Below are 19,364 nucleotides of genomic sequence, written 5' to 3'. Positions count from 1 at the left end.
GGGGACGGTCTGCGTGCTCATCGGTGGGGCGGGCCCCGCGGGGCGGCGGAGTCGATCGCCTCGTGCGACCGTGCGCGCGGGGCTGCGGGCTGTGTGTCCGGTCCGCCGGTGGCGCGGTGCGGCGCCGTGTCGGCTGCCGTACGCGGCGGGCCCACCGGCTGCGGGCCCGGCAGGTGGGCGTCGAGGCGGTGCGCGACGGCGACGGTGAACGCGGGGGCGTCTTCGGCCGCGGTCCGCTGCCCGGCGTGCGCCGCCACGGTGTGGCGGGTGGGAGTGCTGTCGGCCCGGATGCCGGCCGCCGCCGCGGCGGCGGCCGGGGCGAAGAGGGCGAGCACGGTGACGACGAGGGCCACCGCGGACGAGGCAAGGCGCGCGGAACGACGCTGCTGCGACACGCGGGCCCCCGATCCCTTCCTCCGCGCCGACCCCCGGTGCGACGACCGGGTCAGCTGCTCACCGGCCACGCACCGCGTGACCGCACGCCTCGCTCAACGTACGGTCGTCCCGGGTGGTTCCGCCGCACGCCGGTGGGTTCAATTCCCGTACTCCACGAGGCTGGTGGGGACGACGACCTGCCGGGACGGTACAGGGTCCTCCCCGACGTGTGCGCCCCGGAGCCCGGCGCGCACGCGGTCCGCGAGCAGGCGCCCCGCCACCCGGCCGAGTTCGTCGCTGTCGTACGCGACGAGCATGAGGGGCAGGCCCAGCGCGTCGGCGAGTTCGAAATCGTCGAAGCCCGCCAGGGCGACCTCCGCGCCGCCCGAGGCGCGATGGGCGCGGATCGCGCGGAACGCTCCTATGGTGTTGCGGTTGTTGGAGCAGAACAGCGCGGTGGGCGCGTCCGGCAGCGCGAGGAGTTCCGTGGCGGCGTGTGTCGCCTCGTGCGGTTCCGTCTGGCCCTGGCGGATGAGCCGGGCGTCGACGGCCAGGTCCCTCCCGGCCAGGGCGGCCGCGTAGCCGCGCAGGCGTTCGGTGCCGGTGTGCACGGCGGGCGGTGAGCCGAGGAAGCCGACGCGGCGGTGCCCGCGGTCCAGGAGGCGTGCCGTGGCCGCGCGGGCGCCGCCGAAGTCGTCGACCAGGACGCAGTCGGCCGCGAAGCCCACGGGCGGGCAGCTGGCGAGCACCACCGGCACTCCCCCGGCCGCCGCCGCGGCGAGGTGGCGCTGGTCGGCGTCCGCGGGGACGGCGATGATGCCGTCGACACGGCGGGCCACGAGGTCGGCCACCAACTCCCGTTCGGCGTGCGGGTCCTGGCCGGTGTTGCCGATGACCGTCTTGAGTCCGTCCCCGACGAGTACGGAGTCGACGCCGAGGGCGAGGCGTGAGGAGAAGGGGTTGGCGAGGTGGGTGACGACGAGTCCGACGAGGCCGGTGCGTCGGCCGAGCCGGAGACCGCGGGCCATCTCGTTGGGGCGGTAGCCGAGCGAGGCGGCCGCCGCTCGGACCCGCTCGCGGGTGGCGGGCAGCACCTGCGGGTCGTCGCGCAGCACACGGGAGGCGGTCATCGCGCTGCCCCCCGCGCGTTCGGCGACGTGTGCGACCGGGGTGCCGCCGAGGCCCGCGCGCAGGGCGGGCCGGATCAGGTCCCACGAGGATGCCATGGCGCCGCCGACGCCGAGGGCTGTCGCGCCGAAGTCGCGCAGGTGCGGGGCGAGGACGGTGCCGAGGGTCGTGAAGGCCTCGTCGAGTACGTTGCCCTGCCCGCACGTTCACCCTGCTGTACCGCGGAAGGACCCGGTGGCTCTCTTCTACGCGGAGGCGGCCCGGTGCCGTCCGGAGCCCGCACCGGCACCGCCGGCCGGTCTTTGTCACTCGCGTGCCAAGACACCTCACCCGGACGCGCATCCCGACACGTAGTGAGAGATGTGAATCATGAAATACGTTGCCCAAGCCCTGGGATCCCCCACCGTCCGCCCGGAGGAGAACGTCCATGCGCTTGCCCGCACAGCCCCGGCCCGTCGCCGCCCTCACCGCCCTCGCCGCCGTCACCGGAATCGCCACGCTCGGCCTCGGCGCGGGTCCGGCCGCCGCCGATGCCCGGGAGCCGTTGCGCTACGTCGCCCTCGGTGACAGCTTCAGCGCCGGCTCGGGCGTACTCCCCCTGGACCCGAGCGCCCCGCTCCTCTGCGCCCGCACCACGAAGAACTACCCCCACCTGCTCGCAGCCTCCCTCGGCGCGAAGCTGACGGACGTGACCTGCGGCGGCGCGCAGACCAAGGACCTCGCCACATCGCAATACCCGGGCGTGGCCCCGCAGTTGGACGCGCTGAAGAGCGACACCGAGCTGGTGACGCTCACCATCGGCGGCAACGACAACAGTACGTTCGTCAACTCGATCCTCGCCTGCGGTACCGCCGGGGCCCTCTCGGGCGGCAAGGGCAGCCCCTGCAAGGACGCCCACGGCGACTCCTTCAAGGAGCAGATCGACGCCAAGACGTATCCGGCGGTCACGGCCTCCCTCAACCAGATCAAGGCCAGATCACCGAAGGCCAAGGTCGCCATCCTCGGTTACCCGTGGATCACTCCGGCGAAGTCCGTCCCCGGCTGCTTCGCCAAGATGCCCATCGCGGAGGGCGATGTGCCCTACCTCCGCGATCTGCAAGGTCACTTGAACGACGTCGTCCGGCGTGCCGCGGCGAAGACCGGCACGACGTTCGTCGACATGGACGCCGCCTCCGACGCGCACGACGCCTGCCGCCCGCTGGGTCAGCGGTGGATCGAACCGATGCTGTTCGGCACGAACTTCATCCCCGTCCACCCGAACGCCGCGGGCGAGGCCGGAATGGCCGCGCAGGCCGCGAAGGCCCTGAAGCTGTCCTGACGCCATCCGCGGGGCCCGCCGCGGCGCCCACGGCAGGGGGCTGCGATCCTGTTCCGGTGACCGGAACCACGTGGCCCACCAGCAACAACCGCTCCCCGCGGCCCCTGCGGACCGGCGTCGGCGGCGCCCTGCTCCTCGCGCTTCTCGCTCTCCTCGGCCCGCTCGCCGCCTGCTCGTCCGACGCCTCATCCGGTTCATCCGGTTCCGGTGGCGCCGTGCGGCGGCCGCCCGTGGACGCGGCCTTCGACTACCAGCTGGGCGGCGCCTATCCGCCCCCGTCGAAGGTGCGGGCCGTCTCCCGCGACCGCGCGGCCGAGCCCGCTCCCGGCCGCTACAACATCTGTTACGTCAACGCCTTCCAGGTCCAGCCCGGCAAGGCCACCGCACGCTGGTGGCAGCGCGAACACCCCGACCTGATCCTGCGCGACGGCCAGGGCCGGACGGTCGTCGACGAGGACTGGCGGGAACCGCTGCTCGACATCTCCACCCGCGCCAAGCGCGCCGCTCTCGCCAACATCGTCGGCAAGTGGATCGGCGGCTGCGCGGAGGCCGGATTCGACGCGGTGGAGCCCGACAACCTCGACTCCTACGAACGCTCCAAGGGCCTGCTCACCGCCGACGACGCGGCGGCCTTCGCCCGCCTCCTCGCCCGCCGCGCGCACGATGAGGGCCTGGCCATCGCCCAGAAGAACACCACCGACCTGCTGGAGCGACGCCGCACCATCGGCTTCGACTTCGCCGTGACCGAGGAGTGCGCCCGCTACGAGGAATGCCCCGCTTTCGCATCGGCGTACGACGGGCGGGTCTTCGACATCGAGTACGAGACGAAGGACTTCACCACCGCGTGCCGTTCCTGGGGCCAAAAGCTCTCCGTGACCCTGCGCGACCGCGACGTCCGTCCAGCGGGCGAGGACGGCCACGTATACCGCCACTGCTAGCCGGTTACTGGCGAAACCCGTGGCGCGCAGGCCCTAGAAGAACTCGTCGAGGAGCCGGTAGTAGGCCAGCCGGTCCTCGTGGACGACCACCTGCGCGCTCGCCCCCTGGAGGTACCGCTCCAGGAACCGCTTCGCATACTCCGGGCCGAACCACGGGTCCTCCTCGATCGCCAACTCCCGCAGGGCGACGGCGAGATCGGTGCGCCGATCGGCCCGGCCGAGGCGGATCACGTCGATGACGCCGGTGACGCGGCAGGTCTCCGGGTCGATCAGCACGTTCTCCGAAGTGAGGTCCCCGTGGGTGACCACCAGGTCCTCCGACACCGGGCGGGTGCGGTGCAGTTCGTCCAGGAGGCGCGGCCCCGACCAGCCCTCGCGCTCCTCGTCGAGGTCGTCCAGGTCCACGAGGCCCTCGTGGAGGTTGCGGGCCGCCTGCTCCTGTGTCACCGCGAGGCTCCGGTCGAAGGGGCAGTCCGCGGAGGGCAGTTCATGCAGGGCCCTGGTGATGTCCGCGAGCGCCTCGGTGACGGCGGCCCGCTGCTCCTCGGGCCACCGCTCGGCGGCGGGCCTGCCGGGGAGCGCCTCCGTCACCAGCCAGGCCGCTTCGCCGTCCGTACCCCGCTCGACCAGGCGTGGCACCGCAATTCCCCGCGCGGCGAGCCAGGTGAGGCGCTCGGCCTCACCGGACAGGTCCAGGGGCGAGCCCTCGTACGTGGCGGGAGCGACCTTGACGTACAGGTCGGGTCCGGCGCCGCCCCGGGCGGTAAGGCGGTGCACCTCCGCGCCCGACCGGCCGTCCGTCGCGGGGGTCCATTGATAGGCGGCGTACCGCCGGCGCAGTCCACTGTCCATGATCGGCATCTTGGCAGGCACGCCGCCCGCGTCCCACCGGATTTACGGGCCGATCAGCCTACGCCTGGGGCGGCGGCGGTGGCGGCTTCGGGGCGCCGCGCGGGGGTGTGATCCTGCCGTACGCCGCCGGGGTGCCGGCCGCCGCCGATGCCGGGGCCGGGGCCTCTCGCCGTGGCGGCAGGGCGTCGCGGTGGGCGCCCGGGTCCCAGCCGGTGTCCACGACCCGCTTCTGGAAGATGACCGCCCCGAGCAGGACGGCCGCGCCGATAAGCAGCATGAGGACGACGCCTCCGGTCCCGCCCGCCTTGGCCGCGTACCCGATGAGCGTGCCGAACCAGCCGAAGTCGGCGTCGCCGAACGTGGTGTTCTCCTCGCCGAAGGCGCCGAGGACCTTCAGAAGCAGCGCGGGCAGGAAGGTGATCAGGACGCCGTTGACGAAGGCGCCGAGGGCCGCGCCGCGGCGGCCGCCGGTGGCGTTGCCGTAGACGCCGGCCGCGCCGCCGGTGAAGAAGTGCGGGACCAGGCCCGGCAGCACGAGGGCGAGTCCGAAGGCGGGGTGGAAGATCCACGCGAGCAGGCCGAGGCTGACGAGGCCGCCGGTGAAGCTGGAGATGAAGCCGACGAGCACGGCGTTCTGGGCGTAGGGGAAGACGATCGGCGCGTCGAGCGAGGGCACCGCCCCCGGCACCAGTTTCCGCGCGATCCCCTGGAAGGCGGGAACGAGTTCACCGAGGATCGTACGGACGCCGAAGAGGATCACGGCGACCGCGATGCCGAACTGCAAGCCCTGCATCACGGACTGCATGACGTAGTCGCCGACGCCGCTCGCACCCGCCGCGCTTTTGTCGCCGAAGGCCTTGAACGCGGCCTCCTTGCCCACCTTGCCGAGGAAGATGAGCGCCATGACGAGGTAGATCAGCACCATGGACAGGGCGGTCGCCACCATCGAGTCGCGCAGGAAGCGCAGGCCTTCGGGAAGGTTCATCTCCTCCGTGCTCCGGCTGCGGCGGCCCACCAGCTGGCCGGTGGCGCCCGCCGCGATGTACCCGGCGGTGCCGAAGTGGCCGATCGCCACGCTGTCGCTGCCGGTGACGCGCTTGGTCCAGGGGTGCGCGAAGGCCGGCAAGGCCACCAGCAGGATGCCGAGCAGCACGCCGCCGACGAGGACCACGGCCCAGGAGGCCTGGCCCGCGATGGCGAGCACCATCGTCAACAGCGTTGCCATGAACAGCATGTGATGCCCGGTCAGGAAGACATAGCGCAGGGGCGTGAAGCGGGCGAGGAGCAGGCTGACGGCGAAGCCGAGGATCATCAGCCAGGCGACGCGGGCGCCGTACTGCTCCTGCGCGATGCCGACGATCGCCTCGTTGGTGGGAATGACGCCGTGTGCGCCGGTGGCTCCCTGGATCATCTCGCCGAGCGGGGCGAGGGCGCCGACGACGAGGGTGGCGCCCGCGCCGATCAGCAGGAAGCCGAGCGTCGCCTTGATGGCGCCGCCGACCACCTGCCCCGCCGGCTTCTTCAGCGCGATCAGGCCGGCGGCAGTGATGAGGCCGATGAGGTACGCGGGTTGGCTGAGGATTTCGTTGACGAGGAACTCGGCGCTCGACACGAGCCAGTCCATGGTGGGTTCTCCTTGCCCGGGTCGTCAGACGTCGTAGGTGTCGCGGAGGACGCGGTCGGCCTCCGCGGCGCTGGTGAAGTCCTCGACGACCTTCACCGGGATGCCGACATCGCCCAGCGTCCCGGCGATCTCCCGCGAAGTGAGGATGGCGACGGCTTCGTTCGCCTTGCCCTTGGCCGAGATGGTGTCCGTCGCCTCGACGGTGACGTGACGGCTCCACCCCCAGCGGTCCAGCACGCCTTCGAGGGTCTGTTTGAGGAACAGGCTCGTACCGACGCCGTTGCCGCACACGGTCAGGATCTTGTGCAGGCCGTCGCCGCTTCCCGCCGCCTCGCGGGGGTGTTCGCCCTCCCGTCCGCCGGACAGCAGGGCGTGCACGGCCTGCGGGCCGGGGGCCTCGCGCAGGGCGCGGTCCGTCGCGGGGTCGGCGAGCAGCCGGGCCAGGGCCGCCATGGCCGCCGTGTGTTCCGAGGCGTCCTTCGCGGCGAGGCCCACGACCAGCTCGACGGGGTCGTTGGCCTCGTGCCCGAACCGCACGGGAGCCGCGAGCCGCACCCACGACATGCCGGTGCCGAGGACCGCGGGCGAGGGCCTGGCGTGCGCGAGGGCGAGGCCGGGGGCGATGACGATGTACGGCCCGTTCTGTTCGACGTTCTCGATCATCTCGGCGGTGTACGTGGCCGTGGCGGCGCCCGTCGCGACCAACAGGTCACCGGCGCGCCGGACGGCCTCGCGCCAGTCGGCCGCCGGGGCGTCGAGGAGGACGGCTTCCATGGGGAGGATCTCGTTCAGCGCTGCCATGCGCATGATTCTCGCCGACGCCTTCCTGAGCCGGTCGCCCCCGTCACTTGCCGTAGGCCCGGAGGAACACCTCCGTCGCCTGCACCGCGACGGTGTCCGGGTCGGCGTCGGGGCGGTACTCCAAGGGGCCGGCGAGAAGGGAGAGGAAGTGCTCGGCGGCGACCTCGGGGTCGCACGGGCGCAGGCGGCCGGCGAGGGCCAGCCGGGCCAGACGGTCGGCGAGGGCAGAGCGCACCCGGAGCGTGGTGCGCTCACGCACGCTCGCCGCCAGATCGGGGAATTGAGCCGCGTCGGCACTGGCCAGCTGTCGTACGGCGCGGGCGTCTCGGCTGCTGAACACCCGCAGCAGGTCGCGGGCCACGGCCGTGAGCGGCGCGCACGGTTCGCTGTCCGCGGCGACCTCGCGCAGCCGCTCGACGACGGCGAGGCTCCGCGCGCCGATCCGGTCGGCGGCGACTTCCACGGCCTCGCGGTAGAGGCTCTCCTTGTCGTCGAGGTGGTTGTAGACGGTCGGCTTCGCGACGCCCGCCTCCTGCGCGATCTCCTTCACGCACGTCTGGGCGTAGCCGCGGCGCGCGAAGACCGCGAACGCGCCGTCGAGGATCGCCTGCCGCCGCTCGATCCGTCCACGGGCCGTACGACCGCCGCCGGTTGACACTTCTGAACCCATGGGTTCAGTGTAGTGGCTGAACCACTCAGGAAACTTTTTTGAACTAATGGGTTCAGATACCGAAGAGGAAGAGTGAGACACGGGTGATCGTCCACATGCTGCGCTTCACGTTCAAGGAGACCGCGACCGAGGAGGACCGCGAGCACGTACTCGCGGTGATGCGGCGCACGGCCGCGGTCGAGTCGGTTTCGTTCTCGACGGTGGGTCAGAGCCTGGCCGACCCCGAAGGGTTCACCCACGCCTACTGCGTGGGCATCGCCGACACGCAGGCCCTGCGCCGCTATATGCACGACCCGGTCCACCTGGCCGGCGACCCGCAGATCATGCCCTACCTGGCCAGGATCGCCATCGGCCCCGACCTGTCCGACGACATGACGCCCACCCTGGGCACGGACATCCTCGCCCTGCATGAGGAGAAGGCCGCGCTCTACCCGGAGTGGGCCGCCCAACTCGGCCCGCTGCTCGCGGCCTGACGGGCGCCCGGGGACCCGGCTCGGAGTCGATGGCGTACGCGCGGCTGAGGCCGTGGGCCAGCCTCAGGGTGACGCGTCCTGGCGGCCCTGGAGGCGGGCGGCGGTCTCGCGGATCGTGGGGAGTCGGGCGGTCAGCGCGGCGCCGGGGCAGTGCGTGGCGTAACCGTTGCTGTGGCCCGCCACCGCCCGGAGGGCCGCGGCGGTGCCGGTGGGGAACCTGCTCAGGTTGTTGGTGGAGACCAGCAGGGCGGCGCCGCGCGGGTCGATGCCCGAGAGGCCGAGCTTCCAGGCGGCCAGGGCCGCGATGGCGTCGGTCATGGCCTTGGGCACCGGCGTGCCCGCGGTGAACGTGCCGATCGCGGCGACGCCCGCCGAGCGGTGGTTGAACCCTTGCGTGTGCGCGCCGACGACGGGCCGCTCGGTGCCGCCCGCGCGCCCCTCGTACAGCGTGCCGCAGCGGTCCACGAGGAAGTTGTAGCCGATGTCGTCCCACTTCCTGGCGCCCGCCTGGCCCGCGTGCAGGGCGCGGATGATGCGGGGTGCGTCGGCGCAGTCGTATCTGTTCGGGGAGTCGGTGTGGTGGACGAAGAGGGCCTCGACCCGGTTCGCGTAGCGCGCGGGCGGCGGCGTGGGGGCGTTCGGCGTCAGCCAGGCCTCGCGGGGCACGATCCGCGGGCGCGGCGCCCGGTACGCCGTGGACGCCCGGCGCGCCGGCACCGCGGCGGCTGGCATGAGGGAACGGCGCCCGGCGATCACCGTCGGCGCGGACGCCCTGCCGTCACCGCCCGTCACCTCGGGGAGAGCGGGGTCGATGCCCGCCGCGCACGCCAGCAGCAGCCCGCAGGCGACCGTGCCCGGCAGCCAGCACAGCACCGCACGCACCGCGCGCGGCACGCGGCGCGCGGGCGGTGCGGGAAAGACACGCATGCCGCCACTCTCCGCCGGAACCGGCGGCCCGTCCTGCCGGGCGCGGCACATGGCGGAACGGGGGGTGCGTCGACTCCGTCGGCCATGAGCGGGTCCAAGGTGCGCGGGCGGTCAGCCCCGCACCGCGCGCACGTACGCCTCGATCGCCGGGCGCGGCGCACGGCCGAGCAGGGTGCGCAGGTCGTTGCGTGCGATGGCCGCGCCGTTTAGGAAACCGGCGGTGACCGCCGAGTACGTACTCATGAGCATCGGTACCTGGAAGGGCAGCGCCTGGCCCGCCCCGATCAGGGCGGCGCGGGTCGCGGCGAGCGAGTCCGGTTCGTACGAGCCGTCCAGCGCGGCCGCGAGATCGGCGCCGCCGATGGCGTGTTCGCCGACCAGCTCGTAGGTGCGGCCCTCGTGTGCGGCCGGTGCCGTCGCGACCCTGACGGCGGCCTCCGCCAGGTCCTCGCGGGCCACCGCCGCGAGGCGGCCGGTGCCCAGCGGCGCGGCGATCGTCCCGTCGGGGCCGGGCGCCGCGATGGCGGCGAGGAACTCCGCGTAGAGGCCGTTGCGCAGCACCGTCCACTTCAGCGAGGAGGCCCGCAGCCTGCGTTCGGTCCAGCGGTGGGCCAGCGCGTACGTGAGGTGGTCGCCGTCGCCGCTGAGGCTGGTGTAGACGAGGTGGCGCACGCCCGCCTTCTCGGCGGCGGATATCGCGGCGTCGTGGCGGGCGATGACGACGTCGTCCTCGGCGGCGCCCGCGGAGATCACCAGCAGGGTGTCGACGCCGGTGAAGTCCAGCGACGCCGGGTCGTCGAAGTCGACGCGGCGCTCGCCGGGGGCCGGGTCGCGGGTGCCGAGGACGACGTCGTCGCGGTCGGCGAGGCGGGCGGTGACGAGCTTGCCGAGGGCGCCCGTGGCGCCGGTGATCATGAGCATGGGATGGTTCCCCCGTTGTGAGTGGTTCCTCTTCACGGACCGTCGAGCAGCGGCCCCGGAACCATCATCAGCGGCGATGATCACGCCGCGTAAGGAGGCACTTGAATGTCAGCAGGGCACACCGCGGTAACCACACGCGCGGTCACCGACCCGGTGATCAGCTGTGAGACGTCCCAGGACGAGTGCGGGGTCAGGGACGTCCTGGACCGGCTCGGCGACAAGTGGTCCGTGTACGTGGTGGTCGAACTCGCCTCGGGTGTCCTGCGGTTCAAGGAGTTGCAGCGCAGGATCCACGGCGACATCTCGCAGCGGATGCTCACCGTGACCGTGCGCCGCCTGGAGCGTGACGGGCTGGTGAAGCGCACGGTGTATCCGACGATCCCACCCCAGGTCGAGTACGAGCTGACCGAGCTGGGCCACAGCCTCACGCACCTCGTCAAGGCCCTCGCCGACTGGTCGATCGACCACCGGCCCGACATCGCCGCCGCCCGCGCCTCCTACGACGCGGCACACCGGGACTCCTGACGGCGGCGCGGGCAGCGGGCGCCAGCCTGGCTGCGCGAGCGGCGGGAACGACCGAGCGGGCCGGCCGGGGCGCTCCCCTGAGGGAGTGCTCCGGCCGGCCCGCTCAGCGAGCACGACGGTGTCACCTGCCGAGGGGCTGAAGCTCCCGGTCGGTGTCCGCCTCGGGCGTGACCGTGTCACCGAGGGCCTTGTGCAGCTTCTCGCCCTCCACGTCCACGTTCGGCAGCGCCTTGTCGAGCCAGCGCGGCAGCCACCAGGCGGACTTGCCGAGCAGCGCGAGCACCGCGGGGACGATCGCCATGCGGACGACGAAGGCGTCGAAGAGGACGGCGACGGCCAGACCGAAGCCCATCATCTTGATCATGTCGTCGTTCTCCATGATGAAGCCGGAGAAGACGCTGATCATGATGACCGCGGCCGCGGCCACGACCCGTCCGCCGTGGGTGAAGCCGGTCACGACCGACTCGCCGGGGCGCGCCCCGTGGACGTACGCCTCGCGCATCCGGGTCACGAGGAAGACCTCGTAGTCCATCGCGAGACCGAAGACCACGCCGATCATGAAGATCGGCATCATGCTCATGATCGGGCCGGGCTGGTCGACGCCCACCACGTCCGCGAGCCAGCCCCACTGGAAGACGGCGACGACGGCGCCGAGCGCGGCGGCCACCGAGAGCAGGAAGCCGAGCGCGGCCTTGAGCGGGACCAGGATCGAGCGGAAGACCAGCATCAGCAGGAGGAACGCCAGGCCGACGACCAGGCCCAGGTAGGGCAGCAGCGCGTCGTCCAGGGTCTGCGAGAAGTCGATGGTCATCGCGGTCTGGCCGGTGATGAGGACCTCGGAGCCGGTGCCGGACCCGATCTCATCGGCGCTGGAGCGGATCGACTTGACCAGTTCCTCGGTCTTGTGGTCGCTCGGCCCGGTCTCCGGGACGACGTTCAGGATCGCGGTGTTGTCGGCCTTGTTGGGCATGGGAGGCGTCACGGCGACGACCCCGTCGACCTTGGCGAGCTTCTCGCCGACGGTCTTGGCGGCGTCCGCCACCCCGGAGTCCTTGCTGACGGTGACCATCAGCGGGCCGTTGAAGCCCGCGCCGAAGGACTCGGACAGCATGTCGTACGCCTTGCGCTGGGTGGTGTCCGGCGCCGACGTGCCCTCGTCGGGCAGGCCCAGTTCGAGGCTGGCGGCCGGGACCGCCACGGCGCCGAGGCCGACGACCGCGACCAGCAGGACGGCGAGCGGGCGGCGCAGCACGAAGCGCGCCCAGCGGGTGCCGAGCTTCGCCTTGGCGTTCGGGTCCTGGAGTTCGCTCACGGACTTCTTGCGGTCCTTGCGGCGCATCACCTTGCGGCCCGCGAAGCCGAGCAGCGCGGGGATCATGGTGAGCGCGATCAGGACGGCGACCACGACGGTGCCGGCCGCGGCCAGGCCCATCTTGGTGAGGATCGGGATGTTGACGACGGCGAGGCCGGAGAGGGCGACGACGACGGTGAGGCCGGCGAACACCACGGCGGAGCCCGCGGTTCCGGTGGCCCGGCCCGCCGCGTCCTCCGGAGTGCGGCCCTCGGCTATCTCCGCTCGGTAGCGGGAGACGATGAAGAGGGCGTAGTCGATGCCGACGGCGAGGCCGATCATCATCGCGAGGGTGGAGGTCGTACCGGAGAGGTCGAGCACGCTGCCGAGGGCGGCGATGCTCGACACGCCTATGCCGACGCCGATGATCGCGGTGAGGAGCGGCATGCCCGCGGCGACCAGCGAGCCGAAGGTGAGGATCAGGACGACCGCGGAGATCGCGATGCCGATGAGTTCGGCGCTGCTGCCCATCTCCTGCTCGGCCATGACCGCGTCACCGCCGGTCTCGACGGTCATACCGGCGTCACGGGTCTCGTCGGTGGCCTTGGTGAGGGCGTCACGCGACTTGTCCGTGAGTTCGGGGGCGGCCACCTTGTACGTCACCGAGGTGTACGCGGTGGTGCCGTCCTTGCTGACGGTCTTGGCCTTGTACGGGTCGTCGACGCCCGCCACCTGGGAGCCCTTGCCGATGGCCGCGACCATCTTCGCGACCTCGGCCTTGGAGTCGGCGGAGGTGATCTTCTCGCCCTTGGGGGCACGTATGACGACGCGGGCGCTCGCGCCGTCGGCGCTGGCGTCGGGGAAGCGCTTCTCCAGGAGGTCGAAGGCCTTCTGCGACTCCGTCCCCGGCATGGAGAAGGAGTCTTCGGGCGGGGCGGGAGCGGTCGACGCAGCGACGCCCGCACCTACGAGGAGCGCCACCCAGAGCAGCGCCACATAACGGCGTCGCCGGAAGGCGAGGCGGCCTAGTTTGTACAGGAACGTAGCCACGGCGAAAGGGACCCCCGTCGGGTTGGGCAGGTGGGAAGGGCCCCCCGCCGGCGCGATCGCGCACGTCAGGGGGTCCAGCAGGATTCCTCTCCATCCTCACTGCCGATGACGGTCCAGGAGTCCGACTGCGAGCCGGACTATCGGCCCACGGTCGGTGTACTGCGCCCGGTGCGGTGTCATCCCCTGGGAGGAGGCCCGCTCGCCCTGTCTCGTTCACAGGGTGCAGTCACGTGTCAACGGTTTCGTCGCCATTGGCGCGGAACTGTCGGCTCCCCTTTACGCCACGCTTACACAATGCCCCGATTTGTCCCTAGTGCGGGGCCGGTCACCCCTCGGTTCTCAACGGGCGGAAGAACGCGCGCAGTTCGCGTGTGACCTGTTCGGGCTCCTCGTGTGCCATGAAGTGCCCTCCGTTGCCCGGCGTGCTCCAGTGCCGCAGATCGGTGAAGACGCGTTCGGCGAGGCTCTTCGGGTAGTGCGCGTAGGCCGGTTCATGGCTGAGGGTGACGGCTGCGGGGACGGTGACGGGCGGCACCGGCCTGTTGTGGCGTACGTAGTCGTAGTACTGCCGGAAGGACGAGCCGATGCAGCCGGTGGCCCAGTAGAGGGTGGCGACGGTCAGCAGGGTGTCCTTGTCCCAGCGGGACGCGAGGTCGCCGTCGCAGTCGCTCCAGTCGCGGTACTTGTCGATGATCCAGGCGAGCAGGCCCGCCGGGGAGTCCCGCAGCGCGGCGGCGAGCGTGTCGGGCCGGGTGCACATGATCTCGCTGTAGCCCTGGTCGTCGGCGTCGTACGCGGCGAGGTGGTCGAGGTAGGCCTGCTCCTCGGCGGTGGGCGGGTCCGCGTCGAAGTCGGCGGAGACCACCGCCGAGGTGATGTGCACCCCCGCGACCTCGCCGGGGAAGCGGGCGCCGAGCCACTGCGTCACCCCTCCCCCGATGTCACCGCCGAAGGCGCCGAAGCGCCGGTAGCCGAGCGTCTCGGTCATCAGGGTGTGCCAGATGCCGGCGACGCCCTCGCGGGTGAACGGTCCCGTCGGCGCCCCGGAGTGGAGGAAGCCGGGCAGCGAGGGCACGACCACGTCGAAGGCGTCGGCGGGGTCGCCGCCGTACGCGCCCGGGTCGGCGAGCCGCCGGGCGAGGCCCAGCATCTCGACGTAGCTGCTCGGCCAGCCGTGACTGAGGATCAGCGGCAGCGGCGCGGGGGCGCCTTCGGGGCGCGGTGCGCGCAGGTGCACGAAGTGGACGGGCGCGCCCGCGACTTCGGCGATGCGGTGCGGGAAGGCGTTGAGCGCGGTCTCGGCGGCTCGCCAGTCGAAGCCGTCCGCCCAGTAGGTGACGAGGTGGCGCAGATGGTCGGGGTCGGTGCCCGCCGCCCAGTACGTGGGATCGGTGGCCGTGGTGTAGAGGGTGCGCCGCAGGCGGGTGCGCAGGTCGTCCAGGACGTCGTCGGGGACGAGGACACGGAAGTCGCGGGCAGGGGCTCGCACAGAGCTGGTGTTCACGGGTGTTTCGGTTCCTTCGCTCAGGAGTACGCGATCGCGGTGGGCGGGCGCTCCTGTGCGGTGGCGTCTGCGGCCTCTGCCGGTGCTTGGGCGCAGAGGCGTCAGACGCGGGTCGCGGTCAGGAGGGCCCGGGCGGGGTGCTGCGTGGTCATCGGGCTCACCTCCTGGTTCTCGCGTCGTGCCGCGCCTCGCGGGCGCGTGCGTCGTCGCTGACTATACACACGTACTGGTGTACGCCATACGGAAGTTGACGCGCACGCCGCAGGGCAGGACGTGGCCGTCCCTAAGTCCTAGGTCCGACGGCCGGTACAGGCGCCGACGTAGGTCCGTGGTCCGGGCGGGAACGCCCCACCACACTGGCCCCATGAACATCGAACAGACCGACGCCTACCTGCGGCGCATCGGCGCCGCGCGCCCCGCGGCGCCCACCTCCGAGGCCCTGCGCGAGCTGCATCTCGCCCATCTGCGCAGCGTGCCCTTCGAGAACCTCTCGATCCACCTCGGCGAGGAGATCGTGCTGACCGACGAGGCCTTGGTGGCGAAGATCGTCCAGGCGCGCCGCGGCGGCTTCTGCTACGAACTCAACGGCGCCTTCGCCGCCCTCCTCACGGCCCTCGGCTTCGATGTCACGCTGCTCCAGGCCCGGGTGTACGACGACCAGGGGCGGCTCGGCATCCCCTTCGACCACCTGGCCCTGCGCGTGCGCACGCGGGACGGCGGCGAGTGGCTCGCGGACGTCGGTTTCGGCGCCCACAGCCAGCTGCCGCTCGTATTCGGTGAAAGGGGCGCGCAGGCCGATCCCGGCGGCACGTTCCGCCTGGTGGACAGGGCGGAGGGGGATCTGGAGGTCGTCAAGGACGGCACGCCGCTGTATCTGCTCGAACGGCGCCCGCGGGCGCTGGCCGACTTCTCGGTCGGTGCCTGGTACCACCAGACCTCGCCCGACTCCCACTTCACCCGCTCCCTGGTCTGCTCGATCGTCACGGGCGAGGGCCGGGTCACCCTCAGCGGCCGCACCCTCACCTCCACCGTCGACGGCGAGCGCCAGGTCACCGAGCCGGCCACGGAGGCGGAGGTCCTCGCGGCGTACGAGCGCCACTTCGGCATGCGCCTGGAGAGGGAGCCGAGGGTGCGCGAAATCCGGTGACCGTGTGGCGATGAGTTCCGGGCGGTGCGACGGTCCCCATAGAGAGAGCTGAGCCCGGCGCGCGGACGGACAGGACCGCCGCGCACGCGACAGGAGGACGTTATGCCCACGATCACACCCAACCTCTGGTTCGACACCCAGGGCGAACAGGCCGCGGAGTTCTACGTCTCGGTCTTCCCGAACTCCGAGATCAAGAACGTCTCGTACTACGGAGAAGGCGCCCCGCGCCCGGCCGGCACCGTGCTGACCGTGGACTTCGTGCTGGACGGCGCACACTTCACGGCGATCAACGGCGGCCCCGACTTCACCTTCGACGAGGCCGTCTCCTTCTCCATCGACTGCGCCGACCAGGAAGAGGTCGACTACTACTGGGCCAAGCTCTCCGAGGGCGGCGAGGAAGGGCCCTGCGGGTGGCTCAAGGACAAGTACGGCCTGTCCTGGCAGGTGGTCCCCGCCGCGCTGCCCAAACTCCTGACCGACCCGGACCCTCAGCGTGCCCAGCGCGCCATGCAGGCGATGCTCGGCATGAAGAAGCTCGACGTGGCGGCGCTGCACGCGGCGGCCGACGGCACGGCGTAAGCGACACGGCGCCCAGAGATCGGGTCAGTGGCCTGCGCCCTCACACCTTGCGGGCCACCACCAGGCGCCAGCGGGGGCTGCCGTCGGGGCGCCTGCCGAACTCCTCCAGAGGCAGCAGCCGCACGTCAAACCCCGCGTCGGCCAGGTCCGCGCGCACCCCGCCCAGCGCGAAGGTGCGGTAGTACATGACAAAGCGCGGCCGCCACAGCAGGTTGCGTACGCGCATCATCGCGTCGAAGCCGAGCAGCGCCCAGTGCCACGGGGAGGTGACGGGCTGCGGGGCGCCGATCGGGAACGCGAAGAGGCCGCCGGGGCGCAGCGCCCGGTGGACGCCCTCGAACAGGGCGGGGCGCTCGGCGGGCAGGAAGTGGCCGAACGCGCCGAAGCTGACGGCCAGGTCGAAGCCCCCGCTGAACGGCAGCGCGCGGGCGTCGGCCCGCACCCAGTCGACCACGGGACCGACCCGGCCCGAGTCCCTCACCGTCTCCCCCACCGAGTCCGCCGCGGCGGCCAGCATCCCCGCGCTGAAGTCCACGCCGGTGACCCGCTCGCGGCACAGCGGCAGCAGCGTCTCCACGCCGGCGCCGGTCCCGCAGCACACGTCCAGGCCCGCGTCGAAGGGTCCGAGGGGCCGCAGTGCCCGCGCCGTCGCCGTCAGGAACCGGCCAGGCGTACGGAACGGCGTGTGGTCGAACTTCGGGGCGAGCAGGTCGTAGCCGTGCTCGGTGGACGAGAGCGCCTGAACGGCCAGTTCGCGCAGCGTGGGACCCTGGGAGGTGAACATCGGCTCCAGGGTAGTCAGGAAGGCGGCCCGGGGGCGGCGCGGCCGGGTCGCGCCGTGGCCGGTTACCGCCAGGAGGTCTACCGGGGGGCGGTATGGGTCGGGTAGAGGTGCACGTCAGCCCCAGACCCGTCCCTCACTCCCGGAGGTGCCCCATGGCCACAGACCGGCACAGGACAAGGACCGCATCGGGCAAGACCCGGTTCGACGACATCTACGACCAGCCGGACCCGCGCGCGTACTTCCGCACCCTTCAGCCCTACGGGTACGAGATCCCGCAGCACGCCCAGGGCGTCTTCCGCCGCACACGCGAGCTGCGCTCCCGGCTCGCGGACGATCCGGGCCCGGTGACGGTCCTCGACGTGTGCTGCTCCTACGGCATCAACGCGGCGCTGCTCAACCACGACCTCACGCTCGCCGACCTGTACGCGCACTACACCTCGGCCGAGACCGCCGCGCTGAGCCCGCACGAACTCATCGAGTGCGACAAGGAGTTCTACGCCTCGCGGCGGCGCCCGGACGCCACGCCCGTCATCGGGCTCGACACTGCGGCGAACGCCACCCGCTACGCGCTCGACGCGGGCCTGCTCGACGAGGCGTACGCGGAGAACCTGGAGAGGCACCCGCCCAGCCCGGGGCTGTGCGGCGCGGTCGCCCGTGCCGGGCTGATCACCGTCACCGGGGGCATCGGCTACATCTCCCACCGCACCTTCGGCGCGCTGCTCGACTGCGCGCGCACGCCGGTGTGGGTGAGCGCGTTCGCGCTGCGGACCGTGCCGTACTGGCGCATCGCGGCCACCTTGGCCGAGCACGGCCTTGACACCGTCACGGACACCTCGCGGACGTATCCGCAGCGGCTCTTCACCAGCCCCGAGGAGCGTCGGGACGCCGTGCGGCAGGTGATCCTGGCCGGTGAGGATCCCGCGGGTCACGAGTCCGAGGGCTGGTACCACACGCGACTGCACGAGTCCCGGCCCCGCACGGACTGACCGGGGGCCGCAGCAGCGGATGAAGCGCCCGGGGGTCGACCGAGCGACATGTGCGGGCATATCGTGAACTCAATGGCCGACTCGGACGTCAGGGGGTCTCGCCATGGTTCAGGAGCTGCTGACTGCCGGCGCCGCGGTCGCCTCGGGCTGCTTCGTGTACGCGCTGGCGGCGGCCCGCGTGATCAAGCAGTACGAGCGTGGTGTGGTGTTCCGCCTCGGCCGGCTCTCGGGGCAGGTGCGGGGGCCCGGCTTCACCATGGTGGTCCCGGGCATCGACCGGCTGCGCAAGGTGAACATGCAGATCGTGACGTTGCCGGTGCCCGCGCAGGACGGTATCACGCGCGACAACGTCACGGTGCGGGTGGACGCGGTCATCTACTTCAAGGTGGTGGACGCGGCCAACGCGGTCGTGGAGGTGGAGGACTACCGCTTCGCGGTCTCGCAGATGGCGCAGACCTCGCTGCGCTCGATCATCGGCAAGAGCGACCTGGACGATCTGCTGTCCAACCGCGAAAAGCTCAACCAGGGGCTTGAGTTGATGATCGACAGCCCGGCCATCGGGTGGGGCGTGCAGATCGACCGCGTCGAGATCAAGGACGTATCCCTGCCCGAGACCATGAAACGTTCCATGGCCCGGCAGGCCGAGGCCGACCGTGAGCGGCGGGCCCGCGTCATCAACGCCGACGCCGAGTTGCAGGCCTCCAAGAAGCTCGCCGAGGCGGCGAAGGAGATGTCCGCGCAGCCCGCCGCGCTCCAACTGCGGCTGCTCCAGACCGTGGTGGCCGTCGCCGCCGAGAAGAACTCCACCCTCGTCCTGCCCTTCCCGGTGGAACTGCTCCGCTTCCTTGAGCGCGCCCAGCAGCCGCTCCCGGAGCGCACCGGGAGCGGGCAGGGGCCCGGGGTGTCAGAGCGACAGCACGTAGCTGGTGCCGGGGCGGCCGTCGAGCCGGATCTCCCCGGTGGGTACGAAGCCGGTGCGGGCGAGCACGGCTCGTGAGCCCGGGTTGTCGAGCGTCGTGGAGGCGCGCAGTTCGGTGAGCCCGTACGCGGTGACGGCGAGGTCGCAGGCCTGCCGGACGGCCCGGGTGGCCAGGCCCTGACCGGTGGCGCGCTCGGCTATGCGGTAGCCGAGTTCGGCGCTGCCCTCCGCCACGTCGACGAGGTTGACCCGCCCGAGCACCTCGCCCGCGTCGTCCACCAGGACGTGGAAGTAGCAGACGCCCTCGGCCTGTTCCGCGAGCAGGGCGCTGTGGCGTGCCGCGAAGTCGCGGAAGTAGTCGTCGCCGCGGTCGGGGACGGACGCGGCGAAGTAGGCGCGGTTGACCTCCTCGAAGGCGAGCAGCGCGGGCGCGTGCTCGGGGCCAAGGAGCTGGAGTTCAGGGGCAGTCGAGAGTGGGGGCATGGATGAACCTTACGCATCCGGCCACGGATGGCCGGATGTAGGAGTGGGCGGAGGTGGTGGGGGCCGGTG

General features: G+C 72.0%; 20 protein-coding genes. 8 read left to right on the top strand and 12 right to left on the bottom strand.

Translation table 11 applies throughout. The annotated features are described in order from the left end of the window. Positions 1-17: 17 nt before the first annotated feature. Together IG54_RS0112475 and IG54_RS0112470 are read right to left on the bottom strand one after the other, a co-directional pair. Positions 18-395, bottom strand: coding sequence for a hypothetical protein (locus IG54_RS0112475; protein ID WP_030781534.1), 378 nt, complete (start codon positions 393-395; stop codon positions 18-20). A gap of 138 nt (positions 396-533) precedes the next feature. Beyond that, positions 534-1,601, bottom strand: coding sequence for a LacI family DNA-binding transcriptional regulator (locus IG54_RS0112470; RefSeq protein WP_078594018.1), 1,068 nt, complete (start codon positions 1,599-1,601; stop codon positions 534-536). Between the two features lie 329 nt (positions 1,602-1,930). On the opposite strand from IG54_RS0112470, the gene IG54_RS0112465 reads away from it, so the two are divergent. Both IG54_RS0112465 and IG54_RS0112460 read left to right on the top strand, forming a co-directional pair. Continuing rightward, positions 1,931-2,821, top strand: coding sequence for an SGNH/GDSL hydrolase family protein (locus tag IG54_RS0112465; protein WP_078594016.1), 891 nt, complete (start codon positions 1,931-1,933; stop codon positions 2,819-2,821). Positions 2,822-2,877: 56 nt separating this feature from the next. After that, on the top strand, positions 2,878-3,759 hold the full coding sequence (locus tag IG54_RS0112460) for an endo alpha-1,4 polygalactosaminidase (protein WP_420712244.1): 882 nt from the start codon (positions 2,878-2,880) through the stop codon (positions 3,757-3,759). Between the two features lie 33 nt (positions 3,760-3,792). On the opposite strand, the gene IG54_RS0112455 is transcribed toward IG54_RS0112460, so the two are convergent. From IG54_RS0112455 to IG54_RS0112440, 4 genes are read right to left on the bottom strand one after another with little or no spacing between them, the layout of a single operon-like run. Beyond that, positions 3,793-4,620 (bottom strand): APH(3') family aminoglycoside O-phosphotransferase, encoded by an 828-nt coding sequence (locus IG54_RS0112455; RefSeq protein ID WP_420712247.1) that lies wholly within the window; start codon positions 4,618-4,620, stop codon positions 3,793-3,795. Between the two features lie 49 nt (positions 4,621-4,669). Further along, positions 4,670-6,235, bottom strand: a complete 1,566-nt coding sequence (locus tag IG54_RS0112450) for a PTS ascorbate transporter subunit IIC (protein ID WP_030781517.1) — start codon at positions 6,233-6,235, stop codon at positions 4,670-4,672. A 24-nt stretch (positions 6,236-6,259) separates the two neighbouring features. Beyond that, positions 6,260-7,036 (bottom strand): PTS sugar transporter subunit IIA, encoded by a 777-nt coding sequence (locus IG54_RS0112445; protein WP_030781513.1) that lies wholly within the window; start codon positions 7,034-7,036, stop codon positions 6,260-6,262. Between the two features lie 43 nt (positions 7,037-7,079). Beyond that, positions 7,080-7,706, bottom strand: a complete 627-nt coding sequence (locus IG54_RS0112440) for a TetR/AcrR family transcriptional regulator (RefSeq protein ID WP_030781510.1) — start codon at positions 7,704-7,706, stop codon at positions 7,080-7,082. Between the two features lie 83 nt (positions 7,707-7,789). On the opposite strand from IG54_RS0112440, the gene IG54_RS0112435 reads away from it, so the two are divergent. Further along, the gene (locus IG54_RS0112435) at positions 7,790-8,179 is read left to right on the top strand and encodes a Dabb family protein (RefSeq protein ID WP_030781507.1); all 390 of its coding nucleotides are present in this window, start codon (positions 7,790-7,792) and stop codon (positions 8,177-8,179) included. A gap of 63 nt (positions 8,180-8,242) precedes the next feature. On the opposite strand, the gene IG54_RS0112430 is transcribed toward IG54_RS0112435, so the two are convergent. Together IG54_RS0112430 and IG54_RS0112425 are read right to left on the bottom strand one after the other, a co-directional pair. Further along, a complete protein-coding gene (locus IG54_RS0112430) occupies positions 8,243-9,106 on the bottom strand; it encodes a peptidoglycan recognition protein (RefSeq protein WP_030781504.1) in 864 nt (287 codons plus the stop codon). A gap of 111 nt (positions 9,107-9,217) precedes the next feature. Continuing rightward, a complete protein-coding gene (locus IG54_RS0112425) occupies positions 9,218-10,027 on the bottom strand; it encodes an NAD(P)H-binding protein (RefSeq protein WP_030781502.1) in 810 nt (269 codons plus the stop codon). 105 nt (positions 10,028-10,132) lie between these two features. On the opposite strand from IG54_RS0112425, the gene IG54_RS0112420 reads away from it, so the two are divergent. Then, a complete protein-coding gene (locus IG54_RS0112420) occupies positions 10,133-10,552 on the top strand; it encodes a winged helix-turn-helix transcriptional regulator (RefSeq protein ID WP_030781499.1) in 420 nt (139 codons plus the stop codon). A gap of 121 nt (positions 10,553-10,673) precedes the next feature. Here the strand turns inward: IG54_RS0112420 and IG54_RS0112415 are convergent, their stop codons facing one another. Both IG54_RS0112415 and IG54_RS0112410 read right to left on the bottom strand, forming a co-directional pair. Then, positions 10,674-12,893, bottom strand: a complete 2,220-nt coding sequence (locus tag IG54_RS0112415; protein WP_030781496.1) for an MMPL family transporter — start codon at positions 12,891-12,893, stop codon at positions 10,674-10,676. Positions 12,894-13,218: 325 nt separating this feature from the next. Then, the gene (locus IG54_RS0112410) at positions 13,219-14,397 is read right to left on the bottom strand and encodes an epoxide hydrolase family protein (protein ID WP_234336124.1); all 1,179 of its coding nucleotides are present in this window, start codon (positions 14,395-14,397) and stop codon (positions 13,219-13,221) included. Between the two features lie 364 nt (positions 14,398-14,761). On the opposite strand from IG54_RS0112410, the gene IG54_RS0112405 reads away from it, so the two are divergent. Together IG54_RS0112405 and IG54_RS0112400 are read left to right on the top strand one after the other, a co-directional pair. Then, a complete protein-coding gene (locus IG54_RS0112405) occupies positions 14,762-15,544 on the top strand; it encodes an arylamine N-acetyltransferase family protein (protein WP_030781490.1) in 783 nt (260 codons plus the stop codon). 102 nt (positions 15,545-15,646) lie between these two features. Further along, a complete protein-coding gene (locus IG54_RS0112400) occupies positions 15,647-16,123 on the top strand; it encodes a VOC family protein (protein WP_030781487.1) in 477 nt (158 codons plus the stop codon). Positions 16,124-16,163: 40 nt separating this feature from the next. On the opposite strand, the gene IG54_RS0112395 is transcribed toward IG54_RS0112400, so the two are convergent. Then, a complete protein-coding gene (locus IG54_RS0112395; RefSeq protein WP_030781484.1) occupies positions 16,164-16,907 on the bottom strand; it encodes a class I SAM-dependent methyltransferase in 744 nt (247 codons plus the stop codon). Between the two features lie 152 nt (positions 16,908-17,059). Between IG54_RS0112395 and IG54_RS0112390 the strand changes: the two genes are divergently transcribed. After that, positions 17,060-17,893: a hypothetical protein gene (locus IG54_RS0112390; protein WP_030781482.1), complete on the top strand. Its 834-nt coding sequence runs from the start codon at positions 17,060-17,062 to the stop codon at positions 17,891-17,893. 103 nt (positions 17,894-17,996) lie between these two features. Next, a complete protein-coding gene (locus tag IG54_RS0112385; protein ID WP_051819460.1) occupies positions 17,997-18,890 on the top strand; it encodes a slipin family protein in 894 nt (297 codons plus the stop codon). On the opposite strand, the gene IG54_RS0112380 is transcribed toward IG54_RS0112385, so the two are convergent. Then, positions 18,798-19,295 (bottom strand): GNAT family N-acetyltransferase, encoded by a 498-nt coding sequence (locus IG54_RS0112380; RefSeq protein WP_030781475.1) that lies wholly within the window; start codon positions 19,293-19,295, stop codon positions 18,798-18,800. The two genes, IG54_RS0112385 and IG54_RS0112380, sit on opposite strands and share 93 nt — an antisense overlap. Positions 19,296-19,364 lie beyond the last annotated feature (69 nt).

The sequence above is a fragment of the Streptomyces sp. NRRL S-920 genome, assembly GCF_000717945.1.
Lineage (GTDB): Bacteria > Actinomycetota > Actinomycetes > Streptomycetales > Streptomycetaceae > Streptomyces > Streptomyces alboniger.
The sequence above is the reverse complement of the archived record's forward strand: the minus strand, read 5'-3'. Positions and strand labels throughout refer to the sequence as shown.

Coding starts and splice junctions, on each gene's coding strand:
- IG54_RS0112470 (WP_078594018.1), bottom strand. CDS start 1,601: ATGGCATCCTCGTGGGACCTGATCCGGCCCGCCCTGCGCGCGGGCCTC.
- IG54_RS0112465 (WP_078594016.1), top strand. CDS start 1,931: ATGCGCTTGCCCGCACAGCCCCGGCCCGTCGCCGCCCTCACCGCCCTC.
- IG54_RS0112455 (WP_420712247.1), bottom strand. CDS start 4,620: ATGCCGATCATGGACAGTGGACTGCGCCGGCGGTACGCCGCCTATCAA.
- IG54_RS0112450 (WP_030781517.1), bottom strand. CDS start 6,235: ATGGACTGGCTCGTGTCGAGCGCCGAGTTCCTCGTCAACGAAATCCTC.
- IG54_RS0112445 (WP_030781513.1), bottom strand. CDS start 7,036: ATGGCAGCGCTGAACGAGATCCTCCCCATGGAAGCCGTCCTCCTCGAC.
- IG54_RS0112440 (WP_030781510.1), bottom strand. CDS start 7,706: ATGGGTTCAGAAGTGTCAACCGGCGGCGGTCGTACGGCCCGTGGACGG.
- IG54_RS0112430 (WP_030781504.1), bottom strand. CDS start 9,106: ATGCGTGTCTTTCCCGCACCGCCCGCGCGCCGCGTGCCGCGCGCGGTG.
- IG54_RS0112425 (WP_030781502.1), bottom strand. CDS start 10,027: ATGCTCATGATCACCGGCGCCACGGGCGCCCTCGGCAAGCTCGTCACC.
- IG54_RS0112420 (WP_030781499.1), top strand. CDS start 10,133: ATGTCAGCAGGGCACACCGCGGTAACCACACGCGCGGTCACCGACCCG.
- IG54_RS0112405 (WP_030781490.1), top strand. CDS start 14,762: ATGAACATCGAACAGACCGACGCCTACCTGCGGCGCATCGGCGCCGCG.
- IG54_RS0112400 (WP_030781487.1), top strand. CDS start 15,647: ATGCCCACGATCACACCCAACCTCTGGTTCGACACCCAGGGCGAACAG.
- IG54_RS0112395 (WP_030781484.1), bottom strand. CDS start 16,907: ATGTTCACCTCCCAGGGTCCCACGCTGCGCGAACTGGCCGTTCAGGCG.
- IG54_RS0112390 (WP_030781482.1), top strand. CDS start 17,060: ATGGCCACAGACCGGCACAGGACAAGGACCGCATCGGGCAAGACCCGG.
- IG54_RS0112385 (WP_051819460.1), top strand. CDS start 17,997: ATGGTTCAGGAGCTGCTGACTGCCGGCGCCGCGGTCGCCTCGGGCTGC.
- IG54_RS0112380 (WP_030781475.1), bottom strand. CDS start 19,295: ATGCCCCCACTCTCGACTGCCCCTGAACTCCAGCTCCTTGGCCCCGAG.